Origin of the sequence: Sphingobacterium sp. JB170, assembly GCF_900163865.1 — a bacterium.
Lineage (GTDB): Bacteria > Bacteroidota > Bacteroidia > Sphingobacteriales > Sphingobacteriaceae > Sphingobacterium.
In genome coordinates this window covers 403,564-419,181 of the sequence record NZ_FUKU01000026.1, presented here as the reverse complement: position 1 = coordinate 419,181, position 15,618 = coordinate 403,564, and the positions used below count along the sequence as shown (strand labels likewise).

The 15,618-nt window shown below is 40.9% G+C and carries 16 protein-coding genes; 14 read left to right on the top strand and 2 right to left on the bottom strand.

Features of this window, described 5'->3' with window-relative positions; all coding sequences use genetic code 11:
- The first annotated feature begins 29 nt into the window (after nt 1–29).
- The 14 genes from nrfD to FM107_RS07305 all read left to right on the top strand — a co-directional run bounded on the left by nrfD (nt 30) and on the right by FM107_RS07305 (nt 12,794).
- The gene (gene nrfD / locus FM107_RS07370) at nt 30–1,511 is read left to right on the top strand and encodes an NrfD/PsrC family molybdoenzyme membrane anchor subunit (protein ID WP_086947852.1); all 1,482 of its coding nucleotides are present in this window, start codon (nt 30–32) and stop codon (nt 1,509–1,511) included.
- A gap of 5 nt (nt 1,512–1,516) precedes the next feature.
- Nucleotides 1,517–2,053, top strand: coding sequence for a DUF3341 domain-containing protein (locus FM107_RS07365; RefSeq protein WP_086947851.1), 537 nt, complete (start codon nt 1,517–1,519; stop codon nt 2,051–2,053).
- Nucleotides 2,025–2,675, top strand: coding sequence for a c-type cytochrome (locus FM107_RS07360; protein WP_086947850.1), 651 nt, complete (start codon nt 2,025–2,027; stop codon nt 2,673–2,675). Before FM107_RS07365 ends, FM107_RS07360 begins: the two co-directional genes overlap by 29 nt.
- A gap of 19 nt (nt 2,676–2,694) precedes the next feature.
- A complete protein-coding gene (locus tag FM107_RS07355; protein ID WP_086947849.1) occupies nt 2,695–3,930 on the top strand; it encodes a quinol:cytochrome C oxidoreductase in 1,236 nt (411 codons plus the stop codon).
- Nucleotides 3,931–3,974: 44 nt separating this feature from the next.
- Nucleotides 3,975–5,300: a cytochrome c oxidase subunit II gene (locus FM107_RS07350; RefSeq protein ID WP_256959399.1), complete on the top strand. Its 1,326-nt coding sequence runs from the start codon at nt 3,975–3,977 to the stop codon at nt 5,298–5,300.
- A gap of 26 nt (nt 5,301–5,326) precedes the next feature.
- Complete coding sequence (locus FM107_RS07345; RefSeq protein WP_179204423.1) at nt 5,327–7,204, top strand: cbb3-type cytochrome c oxidase subunit I; 1,878 nt, start codon at nt 5,327–5,329, stop codon at nt 7,202–7,204.
- Nucleotides 7,205–7,256: 52 nt separating this feature from the next.
- Nucleotides 7,257–8,300, top strand: a complete 1,044-nt coding sequence (locus FM107_RS07340; protein ID WP_086947848.1) for a heme A synthase — start codon at nt 7,257–7,259, stop codon at nt 8,298–8,300.
- A 69-nt stretch (nt 8,301–8,369) separates the two neighbouring features.
- A complete protein-coding gene (gene cyoE, locus FM107_RS07335) occupies nt 8,370–9,278 on the top strand; it encodes a heme o synthase (protein ID WP_086947847.1) in 909 nt (302 codons plus the stop codon).
- Complete coding sequence (locus FM107_RS07330) at nt 9,279–9,866, top strand: cytochrome c oxidase subunit 3 (RefSeq protein ID WP_086947846.1); 588 nt, start codon at nt 9,279–9,281, stop codon at nt 9,864–9,866. It abuts the gene before it with no gap.
- A 9-nt stretch (nt 9,867–9,875) separates the two neighbouring features.
- Nucleotides 9,876–10,613 carry a cytochrome c oxidase subunit 3 gene (locus FM107_RS07325; protein ID WP_086947845.1) on the top strand — a complete coding sequence of 246 codons (738 nt, stop codon included), beginning with the start codon at nt 9,876–9,878 and terminating at the stop codon, nt 10,611–10,613.
- 33 nt (nt 10,614–10,646) lie between these two features.
- Complete coding sequence (locus FM107_RS07320; RefSeq protein WP_086947844.1) at nt 10,647–11,027, top strand: cytochrome C oxidase subunit IV family protein; 381 nt, start codon at nt 10,647–10,649, stop codon at nt 11,025–11,027.
- Between the two features lie 172 nt (nt 11,028–11,199).
- Nucleotides 11,200–11,766 carry a hypothetical protein gene (locus FM107_RS07315; protein ID WP_086947843.1) on the top strand — a complete coding sequence of 189 codons (567 nt, stop codon included), beginning with the start codon at nt 11,200–11,202 and terminating at the stop codon, nt 11,764–11,766.
- 7 nt (nt 11,767–11,773) lie between these two features.
- A complete protein-coding gene (locus FM107_RS07310; protein ID WP_256959397.1) occupies nt 11,774–12,310 on the top strand; it encodes a DUF420 domain-containing protein in 537 nt (178 codons plus the stop codon).
- Nucleotides 12,311–12,329: 19 nt separating this feature from the next.
- Complete coding sequence (locus FM107_RS07305; protein ID WP_086947841.1) at nt 12,330–12,794, top strand: ABC transporter ATPase; 465 nt, start codon at nt 12,330–12,332, stop codon at nt 12,792–12,794.
- 64 nt (nt 12,795–12,858) lie between these two features.
- Here the strand turns inward: FM107_RS07305 and pckA are convergent, their stop codons facing one another.
- Both pckA and FM107_RS07295 read right to left on the bottom strand, forming a co-directional pair.
- Nucleotides 12,859–14,478: a phosphoenolpyruvate carboxykinase (ATP) gene (gene pckA, locus FM107_RS07300; RefSeq protein ID WP_256959396.1), complete on the bottom strand. Its 1,620-nt coding sequence runs from the start codon at nt 14,476–14,478 to the stop codon at nt 12,859–12,861.
- Nucleotides 14,479–14,676: 198 nt separating this feature from the next.
- Entirely contained in the window at nt 14,677–15,579 is a 903-nt protein-coding gene (locus FM107_RS07295; RefSeq protein WP_086947840.1) for an LD-carboxypeptidase, read from the bottom strand.
- Nucleotides 15,580–15,618: the final 39 nt, after the last annotated feature.

Sequence of the window (15,618 nt, the reverse complement as noted above, 5' to 3'; positions counted from 1 at the left end):
ATTTTACTCTAATTTGAAATTAATAAACTATGTCATCGCATAACGAATCAATATTAAGAGAACCTTTAATCACCGGCAAGGATATCACATATGCTAAAATAACAGATGATATCTTACTACCGGTTGAGAATAAACCGAATAAAGCTTGGTGGATCGGATTCACTTTGGCTTCCTTAGGTGCTATGCTATGGGTTGTCAGTGTTGGATACACATTTTGGACTGGTATCGGCGCTTGGGGTCTGAATAAAACTGTTGGCTGGGCCTGGGATATCACTGACTTTGTATGGTGGGTTGGTATCGGTCACGCGGGAACGTTGATCTCCGCCGTATTACTTATCTTTCGTCAGAATTGGCGTAACTCCATTAACCGCTCGGCAGAGGCGATGACGATCTTTGCCGTTATTTGTGCGGCTACGTATGTTGTAGCGCATATGGGCCGTCCATGGTTAGCGTACTGGATTTTCCCATTACCTAATCAGTTTGGTTCATTATGGGTTAACTTTAACTCACCATTAGTATGGGATGCTTTCGCGATCTCTACATATTTCACCGTGTCATTAGTGTTTTGGTACTGTGGACTATTACCTGATATAGCTTCGGTCCGTGACCGCGCATCAGGCTTAAAACGAAGAATATACAGCGTGCTCTCTTTTGGATGGAATGGTTCGGTCAAAACGTGGCAACGGTTTGAAATCGTTTCATTGATTTTAGCTGGTATATCAACGCCGTTAGTACTTTCCGTACACACGATTGTATCGATGGACTTTGCGACTTCTGTTATTCCAGGTTGGCATACGACAATTTTCCCTCCTTATTTCGTGGCAGGGGCGATCTTCTCTGGGTTCGCGATGGTACAAACATTATTATTGATTCTGCGTAAAGTGATGAATTTCGAGAACTATATTACGATGTTCCATATCGAATCTATGAATAAGATTATCATGGTAACTGGTTCGATCGTAGGTGTAGCATACTTGACCGAGTTATTTATCGCTTGGTATTCCGGATCTGAGTATGAAATGTATGCTTTTGAGAATCGTATAGCTGGACCTTATGCTTGGGCTTACTGGTGTATGATGACTTGTAACGTGATCTCGCCGCAATTATTCTGGTTCAAGAAGATTCGTACAAGTATCCCTATTTCATGGATATTATCTATTGTAGTAAATATCGGGATGTGGTTCGAACGTTTTGTTATTATCGTAACCTCATTACATCGTGACTATTTACCATCATCATGGGCAATGTTTACACCGACCTGGGTTGAAGTTGGTATCTTTGTGGGTTCAATAGGATTGTTCTTTACCTTATTCTTGTTGTTCTTACGTTTCTTACCTGGTATTGCAATTGCGGAGGTTAAATTATTATTGAAATCGTCTTCATTGCAACATAAAACCAAATTAGCTCAAGAAGGGGTATTCCCTGCTGAACAAGTAGAGCACTTTGCCAATTCACTTGAGAAGTACGATTCTGTTTCAAAAGAAGATATTAACGCGTTAACACAAAAATAATAGCAATGAGCAATACAAAATATATATTAGGTAGTTTTGCTGATCCCGATGAAATGATGGAAGGGATTGATAAATTGCAAGCAAACAATATCAGCATATATGATTGTTTCACCCCGATGCCAATTCACGGTATTGAAGCAAAATTAGGTGTGAAACCATCTCGTTTACCAATCGCAGCGTTCATTTTTGGAGCTATAGGTACCTGTTTAGGTTTTAGCTTGATTTACTTCACGATGTCGTATGATTGGCCGATGAATATTGGAGGGAAACCTTCCATGCCGTTGCCAAACTTTGTACCAATTACTTTTGAGGTAACAATTCTGTTGTGTGCACTTGGTATGGTAGCGACCTTCTTTTATAGAAATCACTTATTTCCAGGTCGTGCTCCACGTGTGATGGATATGCGGGCGAGTGATGATCGGTTCATCTTGGCAGTTGATGCTAGTGAGAATGCTAATCACGAACTTATCGATTCGTTACTAAAAGAAGCCGGTGCAGTTGAGGTTAAATACAATGAAAGAAAATATGTTAGTTATGAATAAGAAGAGTTTTCTTGGATCTGTATGTGCTGCGCTTGCTTTGGCGGCAGTAGTATCCAGCTGTGGCGACGGTAAATCGCGCAGCGCAGGGTGGGAATTCTCGAGAAATATGTATGATCCGATCGCATACAATCCGGATCAACCCAATAATAACTTTGAGAATAAAATTACGGCACAATTGCCACCAGTAGGTACTAACCCGATCGGTTTTGAGCGTTTCGAGTTCGCAAATTCTATTGAAGAATATGAACGCGCAGGTCTGGAGTTAACCAATCCATTAGCCGTTACCCAAGCAAACCTTGCGCAAGGTCAGGCGCTTTTTCAGACATACTGTGCAGTATGTCACGGAAAAGAAGGAAAAGGCGATGGGCCGATCACGAAAGATCGTTCAGTTGATGATTCACGTGGATCACGTCAATTAGAGACTTTTCCACCTCCACCATCGTATCAGAAATCTGATGCTGCAAGTTCATCTAGAGGGGGGGCGATGAGTGATTTAACCGACGGTAAAATCTATCATACGATTTACTACGGTCACAACTCGATGGGATCACATGCTTCTCAATTGTCTCCAGAAGAGCGTTGGAAGGTTGTTATGTACGTACACGAATTACAAAAAAAATAATCTAACATCAATATAGTAAATGGGAACTCACAATCATCATCACGATTATAATTTCAGCGAAAAATTTCAATTTGCTGGTATCGGAAAGATACTCAGTCTTCTTGGGATTGCTGTAGGTGTTATAGCCATTGTTATAGGCCTAATGTCAAGTGACCATATTATGGTTGAACGTACGTACGCAAACCTGTTATTGATGGGTTATTATTTTACATGTGTATGTGCAGCTGGAGCGTTTTTCGTAGCACTCCAAATTGTAACGCAATCATCTTGGTCCGCTGGTTTGATTCGTATACCGCAAGCGATGTCTAGCATTTTGCCTATCGCATCAATTATTTTGCTGATCATCGTTGGACTCGGGTTATACAGTCATAATTTATACCATCATTGGAATGCCGATGGTATTACGGATCCAAACAGTCCTAACTTTGATAAGTTAGTAGCAGGAAAGTCGTCATTCCTTAATGTCCCTGGATTTTTGATTCGTCAAATCATATTCATGGGTACATATAGTATTTTTGCGTTTATTTTAGCAAAATTGTCCTATAAAGAAGATCTAGAAGGCGGACTTAATTCTTATAAGAAGAGCTTCAAACTTTCTGCTATCTTTTTGGTAATCTTTGGTTTTACTACCCCAATTTGGTCGTTTGATACGGTCATGTCTTTAGAAGCACACTGGTTTTCTACCATGTTTGGTTGGTACAATTTTGCTGCGATGTGGGTGAGTGGCCTAGCGGCAATCACCGTAATTGTGGTTCTTGTCAAGAAGGCAGGCTATTTAGGTTGGGTGAACGAAAATCACTTGCATGACCTAGGAAAATTGATGTTTGGTTTTTCAATCTTTTGGGCCTATGTTTGGTTTGCACAGTTCATTTTAATTTGGTATGCGAATATGCCTGAGGAAACAGTCTATTTCTATAAAAGATTTGAGCCTGAGTACAAGCCTTGGTTTTGGTTGAACATCATCCTTAATTTCGTAGCTCCGCTATTGCTTTTGGTGGATCGTGATACGAAACGTAAAGGGAATATCATGCTCTTTGTTTCGATATTGCTATTGTGCGGACACTGGTTAGACTATTATGTTATGATTATGCCAGGTACGGTAGATATGCACCGTGGATTTGGTTATATTGAGATTGGAACTGCGTTAGGGTTCGTAGGACTGTTTACCTTCTTAGTTATGAACAAGCTTAGTAAACATCCGTTAGGCGCTAAGCATCATCCACTCTTAGATGAGAGTTTACATCATCAGTTATAAGTTCTAGTCATTAGCAATACTACGTTTAAACGTTTTTAGAAGAAATGAAATTCAAAATTAATAACAGATTCAAAGGCGTGTTGGGATGCTTACTAGCCGTAGGGCTATTTGTCTCTACACCTAGTTTTGCTCTTCAGCAAGATTCATTAGCGCAGGATTCTGCGGTCACCGCGGTTGCAGATTCTTCTGCAACAGTAGCACCAGTGGATTCCGCAACAGCGGTACCAGCAGCTGACTCAGCATCAGTTGCGCCAGCGGCAAAAGCCTCTTCGTCGTCAAGTTCGCCGTCTGTAGAACCGGAGAGCACAATTGACCCGCAGGTCTACAAGGACCTTACATACTATGTTTTACTGTTTCTTATAATCTGTACAGTTGTTGCAGTTATTGGAAAAGTTTTATCGGTCTACGAGTTGACTAGTAAAATGAATGGTAAATATAATCCGTTTAGCAACAATAAGTTTCAATCGGTTTTATTCTTGGTTTTCCTTGTAGCATTTTTAGGATTTGTCTACTATGGTTATGCAGTGTGGGGAAGTTGGGCATGGAGAGCGGCTGTTACCGAGCATGGTAAAAGTGTAGATACCATGTTTATTATAACGACAGTTATTATTACAATCGTATTGGTACTGATCCATATTTTACTCTTGGGCTTTCCATACATCTATCGTATGCGTGCTGACTCGAAAGCATTTTATTATCCGCATAACGACACGATTGAGAAAATCTGGACCATCGTTCCTGCAATTGTATTAACGGTGTTGGTTTTATTTGGGTTCTTTACGTGGAGATCAATTACGAATGTTCCTGAAGATTTGCAAAAGTCAGCGATACAAATTGAGGTACTTGGCGAGCAGTTTCAATGGCAAGTTCGTTACCCTGGTAATGATGGTGTGATTGGTAAACGTAATTACAAGATGACTACGCCAATGAACTCATATGGTATCGATTTCAATGACCAGGGAGCTTGGGATGATCTTCAAGCATCTGACATCGTGATCCCGGTAAATAAATCGGTTAGATTCCATATTATTTCCAAAGATATTATTCACTCGTTTTTTATTCCTGACTTCCGTGTTCAAATTAACGCGGTACCTGGAATGACGAACTATTTCCAATTCACACCGACCGTAACGACAGCAGAGATGCGTGAGCGTATGAATGATCCATTATATGATTATGTAATGCTATGTAATAAAATATGTGGTTCGGGTCACTTTAACATGCAGAAGAAGGTCATTGTAGTCACTGAAGCGGAGTATAAAGAGTGGTTGAGTACCCAAAACAAGTATTTTACTGAAGATTTGCAGAAAGAGTTTGCGGACGCAAAGGTCCAAGAGCCTAGTCACCTTGCTTCAGCTTCACTAAATTAATTGAAATAAGAAATTATTAAAAGAATATGTCAAGTACAGTTATATCGCACGGCGCAGCGCATCATGATGCAGACAATCATCATCATGAGACATTCTTAACTAAATACATATTTAGTCAAGATCATAAGATGATTGCGAAGCAGTTTTTGATCACAGGTATTGTGATGGCCGTTTTCGCTATGGTGCTTTCTATTTTATTCCGAATCCAATTAGCTTGGCCGGATAAGGATTTCCCAATCTTAGAAGTTTTCTTAGGTAAATGGGCAGAAGGTGGGCGAATGAAGCCCGAGTTTTTCCTGTCGTTGGTTACCATCCATGGTACCATGATGGTTTTCTTTGTATTAACAGCTGGCCTATCTGGAACGTTCAGTAACCTGTTAATTCCTTATCAACTTGGCGCGCGAGATATGGCGTCACCGTTGATGAATATGATTTCGTACTGGCTTTTCTTTACCGCCTGTGTTTTGATGGTCTCATCTTTCTTCGTGGAGAGTGGGCCAGCATCAGCCGGATGGACGATTTATCCACCGCTGTCAGCAGTCCCCACGGCGATCGCTGGTTCGGGGTTAGGAATGACACTATGGTTGATAAGTATGACATTGTTTATCGCCTCGCAGGTAGTCGGTGGTGTGAACTATATTAGTACAGTATTGAACTTGCGTACAAAAGGAATGGACCTTTGGAAAATGCCACTTACGATTTGGGCGTTTTTCTTAACTGCGATTGTAGGTCTATTATCTTTCCCAGTTTTGGTTTCAGCAGTGGTCCTGTTATTTTTTGACCGTTCGGTAGGAACATCATTCTACTTGTCTGATTTGGTGGTTCAAGGGCAAATTCTTCCGAATGAAGGTGGCTCGCCGATTTTGTTTCAACATTTATTTTGGTTTTTAGGTCACCCTGAGGTATATATTGTAGTAATGCCAGCGCTTGGGCTTACTTCCGAGGTTATCTCCACGAACTCACGTAAACCTATCTTTGGTTACCATGCAATGGTTTATTCATTGGTCGGTATTAGTGTACTTTCGTTTATTGTATGGGGGCACCATATGTTTGTAACTGGGATGAACCCGTTCCTAGGTGGTGTATTTATGATAACGACGTTGATTATTGCAGTACCGTCTGCGGTAAAGGCTTTTAACTACATTGCTACGCTGTGGCGCGGTAATATACGCTTCACACCGGCGATGATGTTCGCAATTGGGATGGTTTCATTCTTCGTATCGGGTGGTTTAACGGGGCTTTATTTAGGTAACGCGGCACTTGATATTAACTTGCACGATACATACTTTGTTGTAGCTCACTTTCACCTTGTAATGGGATCTGCATCAATATTCGGAATGCTGTGTGGTGTTTACCACTGGTATCCGAAGATGTTTGGTAGAATGATGGATACCAAGCTAGGTTACCTTCACTTTTGGTTAACTTTCCTAGGTGCTTACTTGGTGTTCTTCCCGATGCATTTTATGGGGATTGATGGTGTTCCACGTCGTTATTACTCGTTCACTGCATTTCCTTTCATGGAAAAATGGGTGTCGGTTAACTTGTTAATTACTTGGGCTGCTATTATAGCCGGGTTAGCACAAGTTGCTTTTCTTTGGAACTTCTTTAGCTCGATTTGGAAGGGTAAGAAAGCACCGCAAAATCCTTGGGGTTCGAACACGCTTGAGTGGACGACTCCTGTAGAACATATTCATGGTAACTGGCCGGGGGAAATTCCAACAGTATATCGTTGGCCTTACGATTACAGTAAGCCGGGACATGATACTGACTTTATTCCGCAGAATGTTCCGCATTCGGAAACAATGAGCTCTAACTTAGCACACGATTTCGAAGGAAATGAAGAAGCTGTTCGTATTCAGAACGAATGGAATAAAGCGAACAATAGAGAAATTATAGAGGAATAGGTGTCAGCCTATTCTTCTATAACCATACTTGTTAAGTAAAAAGCGAAGGTGCATGTATCCAGGTGGGGAAAAGCGATTCATAATAATAAATAGACTATCAATTGTCGTTTTATTTCTAGTCATTTTGGCTGGAGGGGTCGTCCGAAGCACAGGATCAGGTATGGGATGTCCAGATTGGCCGAAGTGTTTTAATCGCATAATACCGCCGACTGATATTTCGCAATTGCCGGATGGCTATCAGAAGCATTACGTGGAGGGGAGGGTAGAAAAGAATTTACGCTTCGCGAAGATGGTAGAGTTTTTTGGATACCGGGAGTTAGCTGACAAAATTCGGCACGATGAGTCAATACTAATACATGAGGAGTTCAATGCAGCGAAAACTTGGACGGAATATTTGAATAGGTTGGTTGGTGTGGTAACTGGTTTTTGTTTATTATTTACAGCCATTTTTTCCCTCACTTATCGAAAATTTAAGCCATCAATTGTTTGGTGGAGCGTTCTTAATCTTTTTGTAGTAATTCTTCAGGCGTGGTTAGGTTCCATTGTTGTTTCCACGAATCTAACACCTTGGATAATTACCGTCCATATGCTTTTAGCGCTTGTTATTGTTGCCATCAGTATTTATACTTTTTATTTGGCTTCGACACTACGGAACTGGGATATTCTAGCGAATAGACACTCTGGTGTTTTGAAAGCCTTAGCGGTTGTCTGCCTACTTGTAACCGTTGTTCAAGTGGTATATGGAACCGAGGTGCGAGAAGCAATTGATCATCTCGATGATCAGAATCTCTCTCGATCTTCGTGGATTGCTAATTTACCGGACGCGTATCTGGTGCATCGTGTGTTAGCTTATATCGCATTAGGATTGACAGTGATCATGTTTTTCCTAGTGAAGAATAAATTTAGTTCATTGACATTACAAAGTAGATTTGCTTGGATAGTACTAATTTTGGTCGGAATTCAGATGCTTTCTGGTATTGTTCTAGCTCGTTTTGATGTACCCGCTGCAGCGCAAACAACGCATTTGGTTGTAGCTAGTTTGTTTTTTGGAGCGCAGTATTATTTGATGCTTTTAATGACGAAATTAAAACGATAGTTTGGGCAAAGATGTGGAGATTTGCGTTTTCTAATTTGTGTTCAATAATAGGTAAGGGATAATATATTCATGAATCAATTCATTTCTGATTTCAATAAGTTAGTAAAACTAAGGCTAACATTAACCGTAGTTTTCTCCGCTTCGATTGCATTTTTAATTGGTGCAACGCAACAAGGAGACATCATTTGGTTGAATTGGTTGATTCTTACCGTTGGGGGGTTTCTTGTTACAGGTTCGGCAAATGGTTTCAATGAGATCATTGAAAAAGATCTTGATAAACTGATGAAGCGCACCGCTGATCGTCCACTGCCGACAGGTAGAATGACTACTGGTCAGGCGTTGGTGCTAAGCTTGTTTATGGGACTTTTTGGAACACTACTGCTTGTGCGGTTGAATTTTTTAGCTGGGCTGCTTTCGGTTTTTTCAATTATTTTATACGCTTTCGTGTATACGCCATTGAAACAAAAGTCGCCTATCGCAGTGTTTGTTGGTGCTTTTCCAGGGGCATTGCCGCCGCTGATTGGTTATTACGCGGCATTTAAATCGGCTGGTTTTGGTTTCGAGTATTCTGCAGTAAGCGAGGCTGCGATTGTGTTAACGCCGTGGGTGTTGTTTTTGATTCAATTCTTTTGGCAGTTTCCCCATTTTTGGGCAATTGCTTGGGTCGCAGATGCGGACTATAAGAATGCCGGTTTCAGATTGCTGCCAACCACGAAAAAAGATTCTATATCAGCGTGGATGATTTTTCTTTCCGCAATGATAATGATTCCAGCGGGTTTTCTGCCTTGGTACTATGGGTTTGGAGGGATGATATTTACCATTGTTTCGTTGGTAGGTGGTTTGGTTTTTACTTACTACGGGTTCCAACATTTGCGTCACCAAACAGATAGTACAGCAAGAAAGGTTATGTTTACTTCGTTTTTGTATTTGCCGTTGACGCAGTTAGTTTTATTGTTTGATTTTATTCCTCTTAAATAAATGGAAAATACAGGATACAGCATCGAAGAAGAGTTGATACAATCACGAAAGGCGAAGAAATTCAATCTTTGGCTGGGGATGATTGGTATGTTTATGATGTTTGCCGCGTTGTCCAGTGGTTTTATAGTATATACGGCTAGCGGGGTGGATAAAGGTATTAAGACTATTTTACCTAGTATTTTTATATGGAGTACGATTGTAATTGTCGTGAGTAGTATAACATTGCATTTTGCGTTTCAAGCTGCCAAAGCAGAGAAGTTGGCACGACAAAAGCTTTTGTTAATCATTACCATTGCGCTCGGGGTAACGTTTTTTGTTTTACAAAACGATGCCTGGGGCGTGCTAATATCGAGAGAGATCTATTTTATAAATAGCAATGCATCGCAATCCTTTATTTATATTTTTACGGGATTACATCTTGCGCATATTATTGCGGGTTTGATCGTATTGGTTAGATGTTTTATTGGGGCGGCCAAGCCACTTCCGTTTCAAGACAACCAATTCCGCATGAATTTGGCGGTTATTTTTTGGCATTTTCTAGATCTTTTATGGATTTATATTTATGTTTTCTTACTTTTGAATCAATAATAGTAAAAAATGAGTACAACAACTGTATCGCAATTAGATAAGGTAAAAGACGGCCCTTGGAATGGTGGGAAGTCACCTTGGAACTTAGAGTATGGAAAAATCATGATGTGGTTTTTCTTAGTGTCGGATGCATTTACCTTTTCAGCGTTCTTGCTTTATTATGGCGCTCAGAAATTTGCGCAACCGACTTGGATTGATGCGGATAAGATTTTTCAATCGATTCCCGGAATAGCAGAGTCAGGTCAACCGCTTGTGTTTGTCGGTATCATGACCTTTATTTTGATTATGTCCTCTGTGACGATGGTTTTGGCTGTTGATGCAGGACATCGAAATAAAAAGGATGAGGTCGTTAAATGGATGCTGTGGACGATTTTAGGTGGTCTATGTTTCGTAGGCTGTCAAGCGATCGAGTGGACCCACTTACATCATCAGGGGTTTTGGTTTGGTAGGAATCCAGGTACAGGTCTTGAGGGTGACGCATTAGTGGAAGCGCTCGCACCATATTTTACAAAAGATATATCGTATACCGCGGCGCTGCAATTTGCAAACTTGTTCTTTACGATTACTGGTTTTCATGGTTTCCACGTTTCCATTGGGATATTGTTAAACATTATTGTATTAAGTATGACGTTGAATAATACGTTTGAGCGTAGAGGTACTTACCTGATGGTGGAAAAGGTCGGTTTGTATTGGCACTTTGTGGATTTAGTGTGGGTATTCGTATTTACATTCTTCTACTTGATCTAATTGATTTATTGTATTTAAATTTAAACAACAGAAATGTCACACCATAACGAAAATATAGCGGCGGCGCACGGTCACGAAGATCATGCTGGAATGGACAAAAAGGGTATATGGAGAGTATTCTTCATCCTATTAGCCTTAACCGGTCTTGAATTCTTGATTGCGCTGGGCTTTGTGCACCATTGGGGTATTATTGAAAAGGGAGCAGTGTTAAATACCGTTTATATAATACTGACGCTCATTAAAGCGTTTTACATTGTAGCGTATTTTATGCACTTGAAATTTGAGAAATCTGGATTCATAGTATGCTGTAGTATTGCGTTTATCTTCATCATATACTTTATTATATTGTTGTTGATTGAAGGCGAATATCTACTGCATCATTTTCAATCACATCCACTATTTCCACACAGTTAATATTTAGAGGGAGGACTAAGTGAGTAATAAAGCTCGACGAAGTAATTCAAAATTAATTATCCTGGCATTAATACTACTAGTGCCAGGATTTTTATATATAGCCGTGAACAGACTCGGCTCAAACCATTATGTTGCCTTACCTATTTTTGGGGAGAAATCCCTGAGCGGGGAAATGAAAAGGAATTGGGGACGGGAGTATCCAGATACGATCTATCATACGGTCCCTTGCATTAAGTTTCTTAACGCAAAGGGCGATTCAGTTTCTTTTCCTGCGCAAGATAGTTGTATTTCGGTGGTTCACCTTTTTTACAGCGAAGATGTGTCGTTTTCTAGGTTAATCATGGATCAAGCGCATCAGATTGCTGATAAGTTTAAGGACAATCCTTATGTAAAGGTTTATTCGATTTCGGTTTCCCCGCTGGAGACGGACTCTTCAATAAATGCATTTATTATGCCTTATAATACGTACGGCCTTGATAACTGGGAGAGTTTATACGATCCTTCGGTTGATATGTTTTCGTATATTCGAAATGCGATGCTGATCGATGGAATGGAGGATCCTGCCGATAGTTCGCGCTTTCTTATTAGCAACAAACTTGTACTCCTCGATTCGAAATCTAGGTTGCGCGGGTTTTATGATTCAAGCTTGAAGGGTGAGATTGACCGGTTAGAGGATGAAATAAAGTTATTGATGGTCGAAGAGATAAGAAATCGACCTGCTAAATTAGAGGTGAAATAATATGGGGATGACTGAAGAAGAAAAGAAATACAAAACGTTAATCGTTGTTTTGTCGATCGCTATTCCGGTTGTAGTTGCACTTTTGTTCGGAGTTAATTTGCGTAAAATGGGTTACGATGTGGAGCCTTTGAGTTTTCTTCCGCCTATTTATGCTACGATTAATGGATTTACTGCAATCTTTCTTGTGGCCGCGGTTATAGCTATAAAGCGTGGTAATCAGAAATTACATGAGCGGTTGATTAAGCTGTGTGTGTGTTGTTCAATTGCATTTTTAGGAATGTATGTGGCCTATCATATGACGTCGGAGTCGACGGTCTATGGTGGTGAAGGCAATATTAGGTATCTTTATTATTTTATTCTTATAAGTCATATTTTACTGTCGATTATTGTAATTCCTTTTGTACTCATTACCTTTGTACGAGGTATAGCAGGAGCGTATGAGCGGCATAAAAAGCTAGCTCGTATCACATACCCGATATGGTTGTATGTCGCCGTAACGGGTGTTATTGTTTATTTAATGATTTCGCCGTACTACGCAAATTAAAATTGTAAGGGAGAACAAAATGAAGAGAGTCTGGATTTATCAAAGTAGCCGATTTTTTAACTTATCGGAGAAACAAAGGGTAGAAGAGATATTAGAAGGTTTTGTCACGCAATGGACCGCGCATGGGAATCAATTGGCGGGTTCTTTTGAGATCCGTGATAGCTTATTTATTGTGTTGGTTGTTGATGAAACCAAAGCTATGGTTACCGGCTGTTCCATTGACAAATCCGTGCATTTGTTAAAGCAGATTGAAGACGAACTTGGCCTTAAACTTTTTGATCGGTTGGTTGTCGCCTATCGGGACCGTGCGGCGCAAGGGGATATTAAGCTAGTTTCCCGTGATGCTTTTCAAGCGCTCATTGATAGCAAAGAGATTGATCAGGACACCATTGTTTTTAATAATATGATTACCAGCGTAGACGAACTCAACGAGAATTGGGAGGTGCCACTGAAATGCAGTTGGCACGCTAAAGTTTTTCTATAGCGCATAGTTATTCTCATAAAAGATATAATATGTCCCCACGTCAGTTTGATGTGGGGACATATTATTATATAGACACCGTTGACGTCTTGGGCGATGCATTTTTGATCGCTGCGCTCGCGGCATCTTTATACTGTTCAAAGTTTTTAACAAACAGATGTGCTAATTTTTGGGCTTGTAAGTCGTATGCGATTTTATCCTGCCACGTGCTACGCGGGTTTAGCACTTCGGTGGGCACATTCGGACAGGCTTGTGGTATTAATACACCGAAAGTCGGATGTGTCTGGTAGGTTTGGCCAGTTAGCTTTCCATTCAATGCAGCTTCGACCATTGCTCTTGTATAGCGTAGGCTAATTCGCTTACCTGTTCCGTACGCACCGGCAGTCCAGCCCGTATTGACGAGCCATACATTTACCTCCGGATGTGCCTCGAGTTTCTTTCCGAGTAGTTCGGCGTATTTGGTAGGATGCGCCGGAAGAAAGACTCGCCCAAAGCATGCGGAAAAGGTGGATTGTGGTTCATTAATACCGACTTCAGTTCCCGCGACTTTTGCGGTGTATCCGGAAAGGAAATGGTACATGGCCTGGCCGGTGGTTAGCTTGGAGATGGGGGGTAAGACGCCAAACGCGTCACAGGTTAGAAAAAAGATATTTTTTGGGATTTCACCAATGGATATTTCTTTGGCGTTATCGATATGATAAATTGGATATGCCGCTCGAGTATTTTCGGTTAAGCTTGCATTAGCGTAGTCTACTTCGTTAGTATTCGAGTAAAAGCATACGTTTTCGAGTATCGTAGGGTGTTTGATTGCTGCAAATATTTGAGGTTCCTTTTGCGCACTTAGGTCGATGCATTTTGCATAGCATCCGCCCTCAAAGTTGAAAACGACATTTTCTGCCCAACCATGTTCATCATCGCCAATAAGCTTCCGATTCGCATCGGCAGATAGCGTGGTTTTTCCCGTTCCACTCAATCCGAAAAAGAGCGCGAGGTCGCCATCGAGACCTTCGTTGGCAGAACAGTGCATGGGGAGAACCTTGTGAACATGTGGAAGCAAAAAATTAAGTACCGAAAATATACCCTTTTTCATTTCCCCCGTATAGGCTGACCCACCAATTAAAATCATCTTTTTAGTGAAGTCGACAACCGTAAAATTTTCTTGACGGGTTCCGTCAGTTTCCGGATCAGCGAGAAATTCGGGTACTTGTAATATTACCCACTCCTGAAGGTAAGATTTGAGGTCCGTTTGGGAGGGACGTAAGAATAAGTGGTGGCAAAATAGATTAGCCCAAGGACTCGTGTTTATTACGGTCACATTCATTTGAAAATTAGGGTCTGCTCCAGCATAGCAATGGCGTACCCAGACCTCTTTATCTTTGATGTGGAGGCTCATTTTTTCCAGTAGCCTTTCGAATGTTGCGGTCGAAATTGGAATGTTTACTTCGCCCCAGTCAATGGTGTCTCTGGTAAAGTCATCCTTGACGATAAATTTGTCCTTTGGTGAGCGCCCTGTGAATTTTCCGGTTTGAATACACAGTGCGCCTGTGTCACTTACTTCGCCTAACTTGCGCGTTAATGTTTGTTCAACTAAAGTGTTGGCGTCAAGTTGAAAATAGACTGTTTTAGCTAATGTTTCAATTTCGCTTGTTACGCTAAGCGGATTTGGATTTTGGATCTCCATAACCATATCATAATTTGTTTTACGACGCTAAGTTAGGGAGAATATAGACACGAAAAAGGACTCCAATTGTTTTCGTGAAGAATTAAACAAAAGCTATATTTTCTTAAAAATTGATCATTAAAGTTGTCTATTCAGCTAAAGAATACGAATTCTTTTGACCAAATATTAGTAAAATTAAAATGGTATATTCCAAATAAACAACACCTATATCAGGTATTTAAGCGAAGTTTCTTCGTTTGTAACGGTGAGTTGAACCTTACGTCCAAGGATTAGCGCACGATTGTCATCAATGTGACCAGCCGGAAAAGAGAAGCAAACCGGGAAGTCATATTCCCGAATTTTATCCATAATTATATCTTCAAATCGTTGACCAAAGCAAGGGTCACTATCTTTGAGCGAAGTAAAGCCACCGATAATTAACCCGGCTAGTTTAGCGAGTTTGTTAGCGCGCTTTAGCGTCCACAACATACGATCGATGTTATATAGCGCTTCGCCTACATCTTCGAGAAACAAGATCTTACCGTCAAAGCTTCCGTCCGAGGGAGAGGATAGGATACTGTGTAAAATGGCCAAATTACCACCGATTAACGGTGCAGACGCATTACCAGGTCGATTAGGATAATCCTTTTGCATGTATGTTAAATCCACAGAGCCGCCGAACAGGGCACGGTGCAGCGAATCGAGTGCCTGTTTGCTGCTGTCTTCAAACGTTTTGGGCATCTGTCCATGGATCGTGGCTACGTTAACCACGTTATGCAGGTGGGAGTGTATAACAGTAATATCGCTGAATCCGATAAGCCACTTGGGGTTGTTCTGGAAAAAGGTGAAATCCAGAGAGTCGATGATGCGCACACTTCCGTACCCTCCGCGCGCAGCGAATATGGCTTTTATAGTGGGATTGTCTAATGCTTGTTGTAAATCTTCTTGACGTTCCTGATCTGTTCCGGCGTATTGGTGAAATTGGGCCGAAACGGTATGTCCAAGCTGGACGTTAAGTCCCCAGTTGGTAAGTGCTTGGATTGCAATATCGATGTTGCCTTTTATGTAGCTCGCTGGACATAGAATTGCGACTGTATCGCCCTTTTTAAGAAATTCAGGTATTTTCATTCTGTTCACTTATTTTACCCGCAAATTGAGGTATCTTTG

Coding starts and splice junctions, on each gene's coding strand:
- FM107_RS07295 (WP_086947840.1), bottom strand. CDS start 15,579: ATGAAAATACCTGAATTTCTTAAAAAGGGCGATACAGTCGCAATTCTA.
- pckA (WP_256959396.1), bottom strand. CDS start 14,478: ATGGTTATGGAGATCCAAAATCCAAATCCGCTTAGCGTAACAAGCGAA.
- FM107_RS07320 (WP_086947844.1), top strand. CDS start 10,647: ATGTCACACCATAACGAAAATATAGCGGCGGCGCACGGTCACGAAGAT.
- FM107_RS07350 (WP_256959399.1), top strand. CDS start 3,975: ATGAAATTCAAAATTAATAACAGATTCAAAGGCGTGTTGGGATGCTTA.
- FM107_RS07365 (WP_086947851.1), top strand. CDS start 1,517: ATGAGCAATACAAAATATATATTAGGTAGTTTTGCTGATCCCGATGAA.
- FM107_RS07330 (WP_086947846.1), top strand. CDS start 9,279: ATGGAAAATACAGGATACAGCATCGAAGAAGAGTTGATACAATCACGA.
- FM107_RS07345 (WP_179204423.1), top strand. CDS start 5,327: ATGTCAAGTACAGTTATATCGCACGGCGCAGCGCATCATGATGCAGAC.
- cyoE (WP_086947847.1), top strand. CDS start 8,370: ATGAATCAATTCATTTCTGATTTCAATAAGTTAGTAAAACTAAGGCTA.
- FM107_RS07360 (WP_086947850.1), top strand. CDS start 2,025: ATGAAAGAAAATATGTTAGTTATGAATAAGAAGAGTTTTCTTGGATCT.
- FM107_RS07305 (WP_086947841.1), top strand. CDS start 12,330: ATGAAGAGAGTCTGGATTTATCAAAGTAGCCGATTTTTTAACTTATCG.
- FM107_RS07355 (WP_086947849.1), top strand. CDS start 2,695: ATGGGAACTCACAATCATCATCACGATTATAATTTCAGCGAAAAATTT.
- FM107_RS07325 (WP_086947845.1), top strand. CDS start 9,876: ATGAGTACAACAACTGTATCGCAATTAGATAAGGTAAAAGACGGCCCT.
- FM107_RS07310 (WP_256959397.1), top strand. CDS start 11,774: ATGACTGAAGAAGAAAAGAAATACAAAACGTTAATCGTTGTTTTGTCG.
- FM107_RS07315 (WP_086947843.1), top strand. CDS start 11,200: ATGAAAAGGAATTGGGGACGGGAGTATCCAGATACGATCTATCATACG.
- nrfD (WP_086947852.1), top strand. CDS start 30: ATGTCATCGCATAACGAATCAATATTAAGAGAACCTTTAATCACCGGC.
- FM107_RS07340 (WP_086947848.1), top strand. CDS start 7,257: ATGTATCCAGGTGGGGAAAAGCGATTCATAATAATAAATAGACTATCA.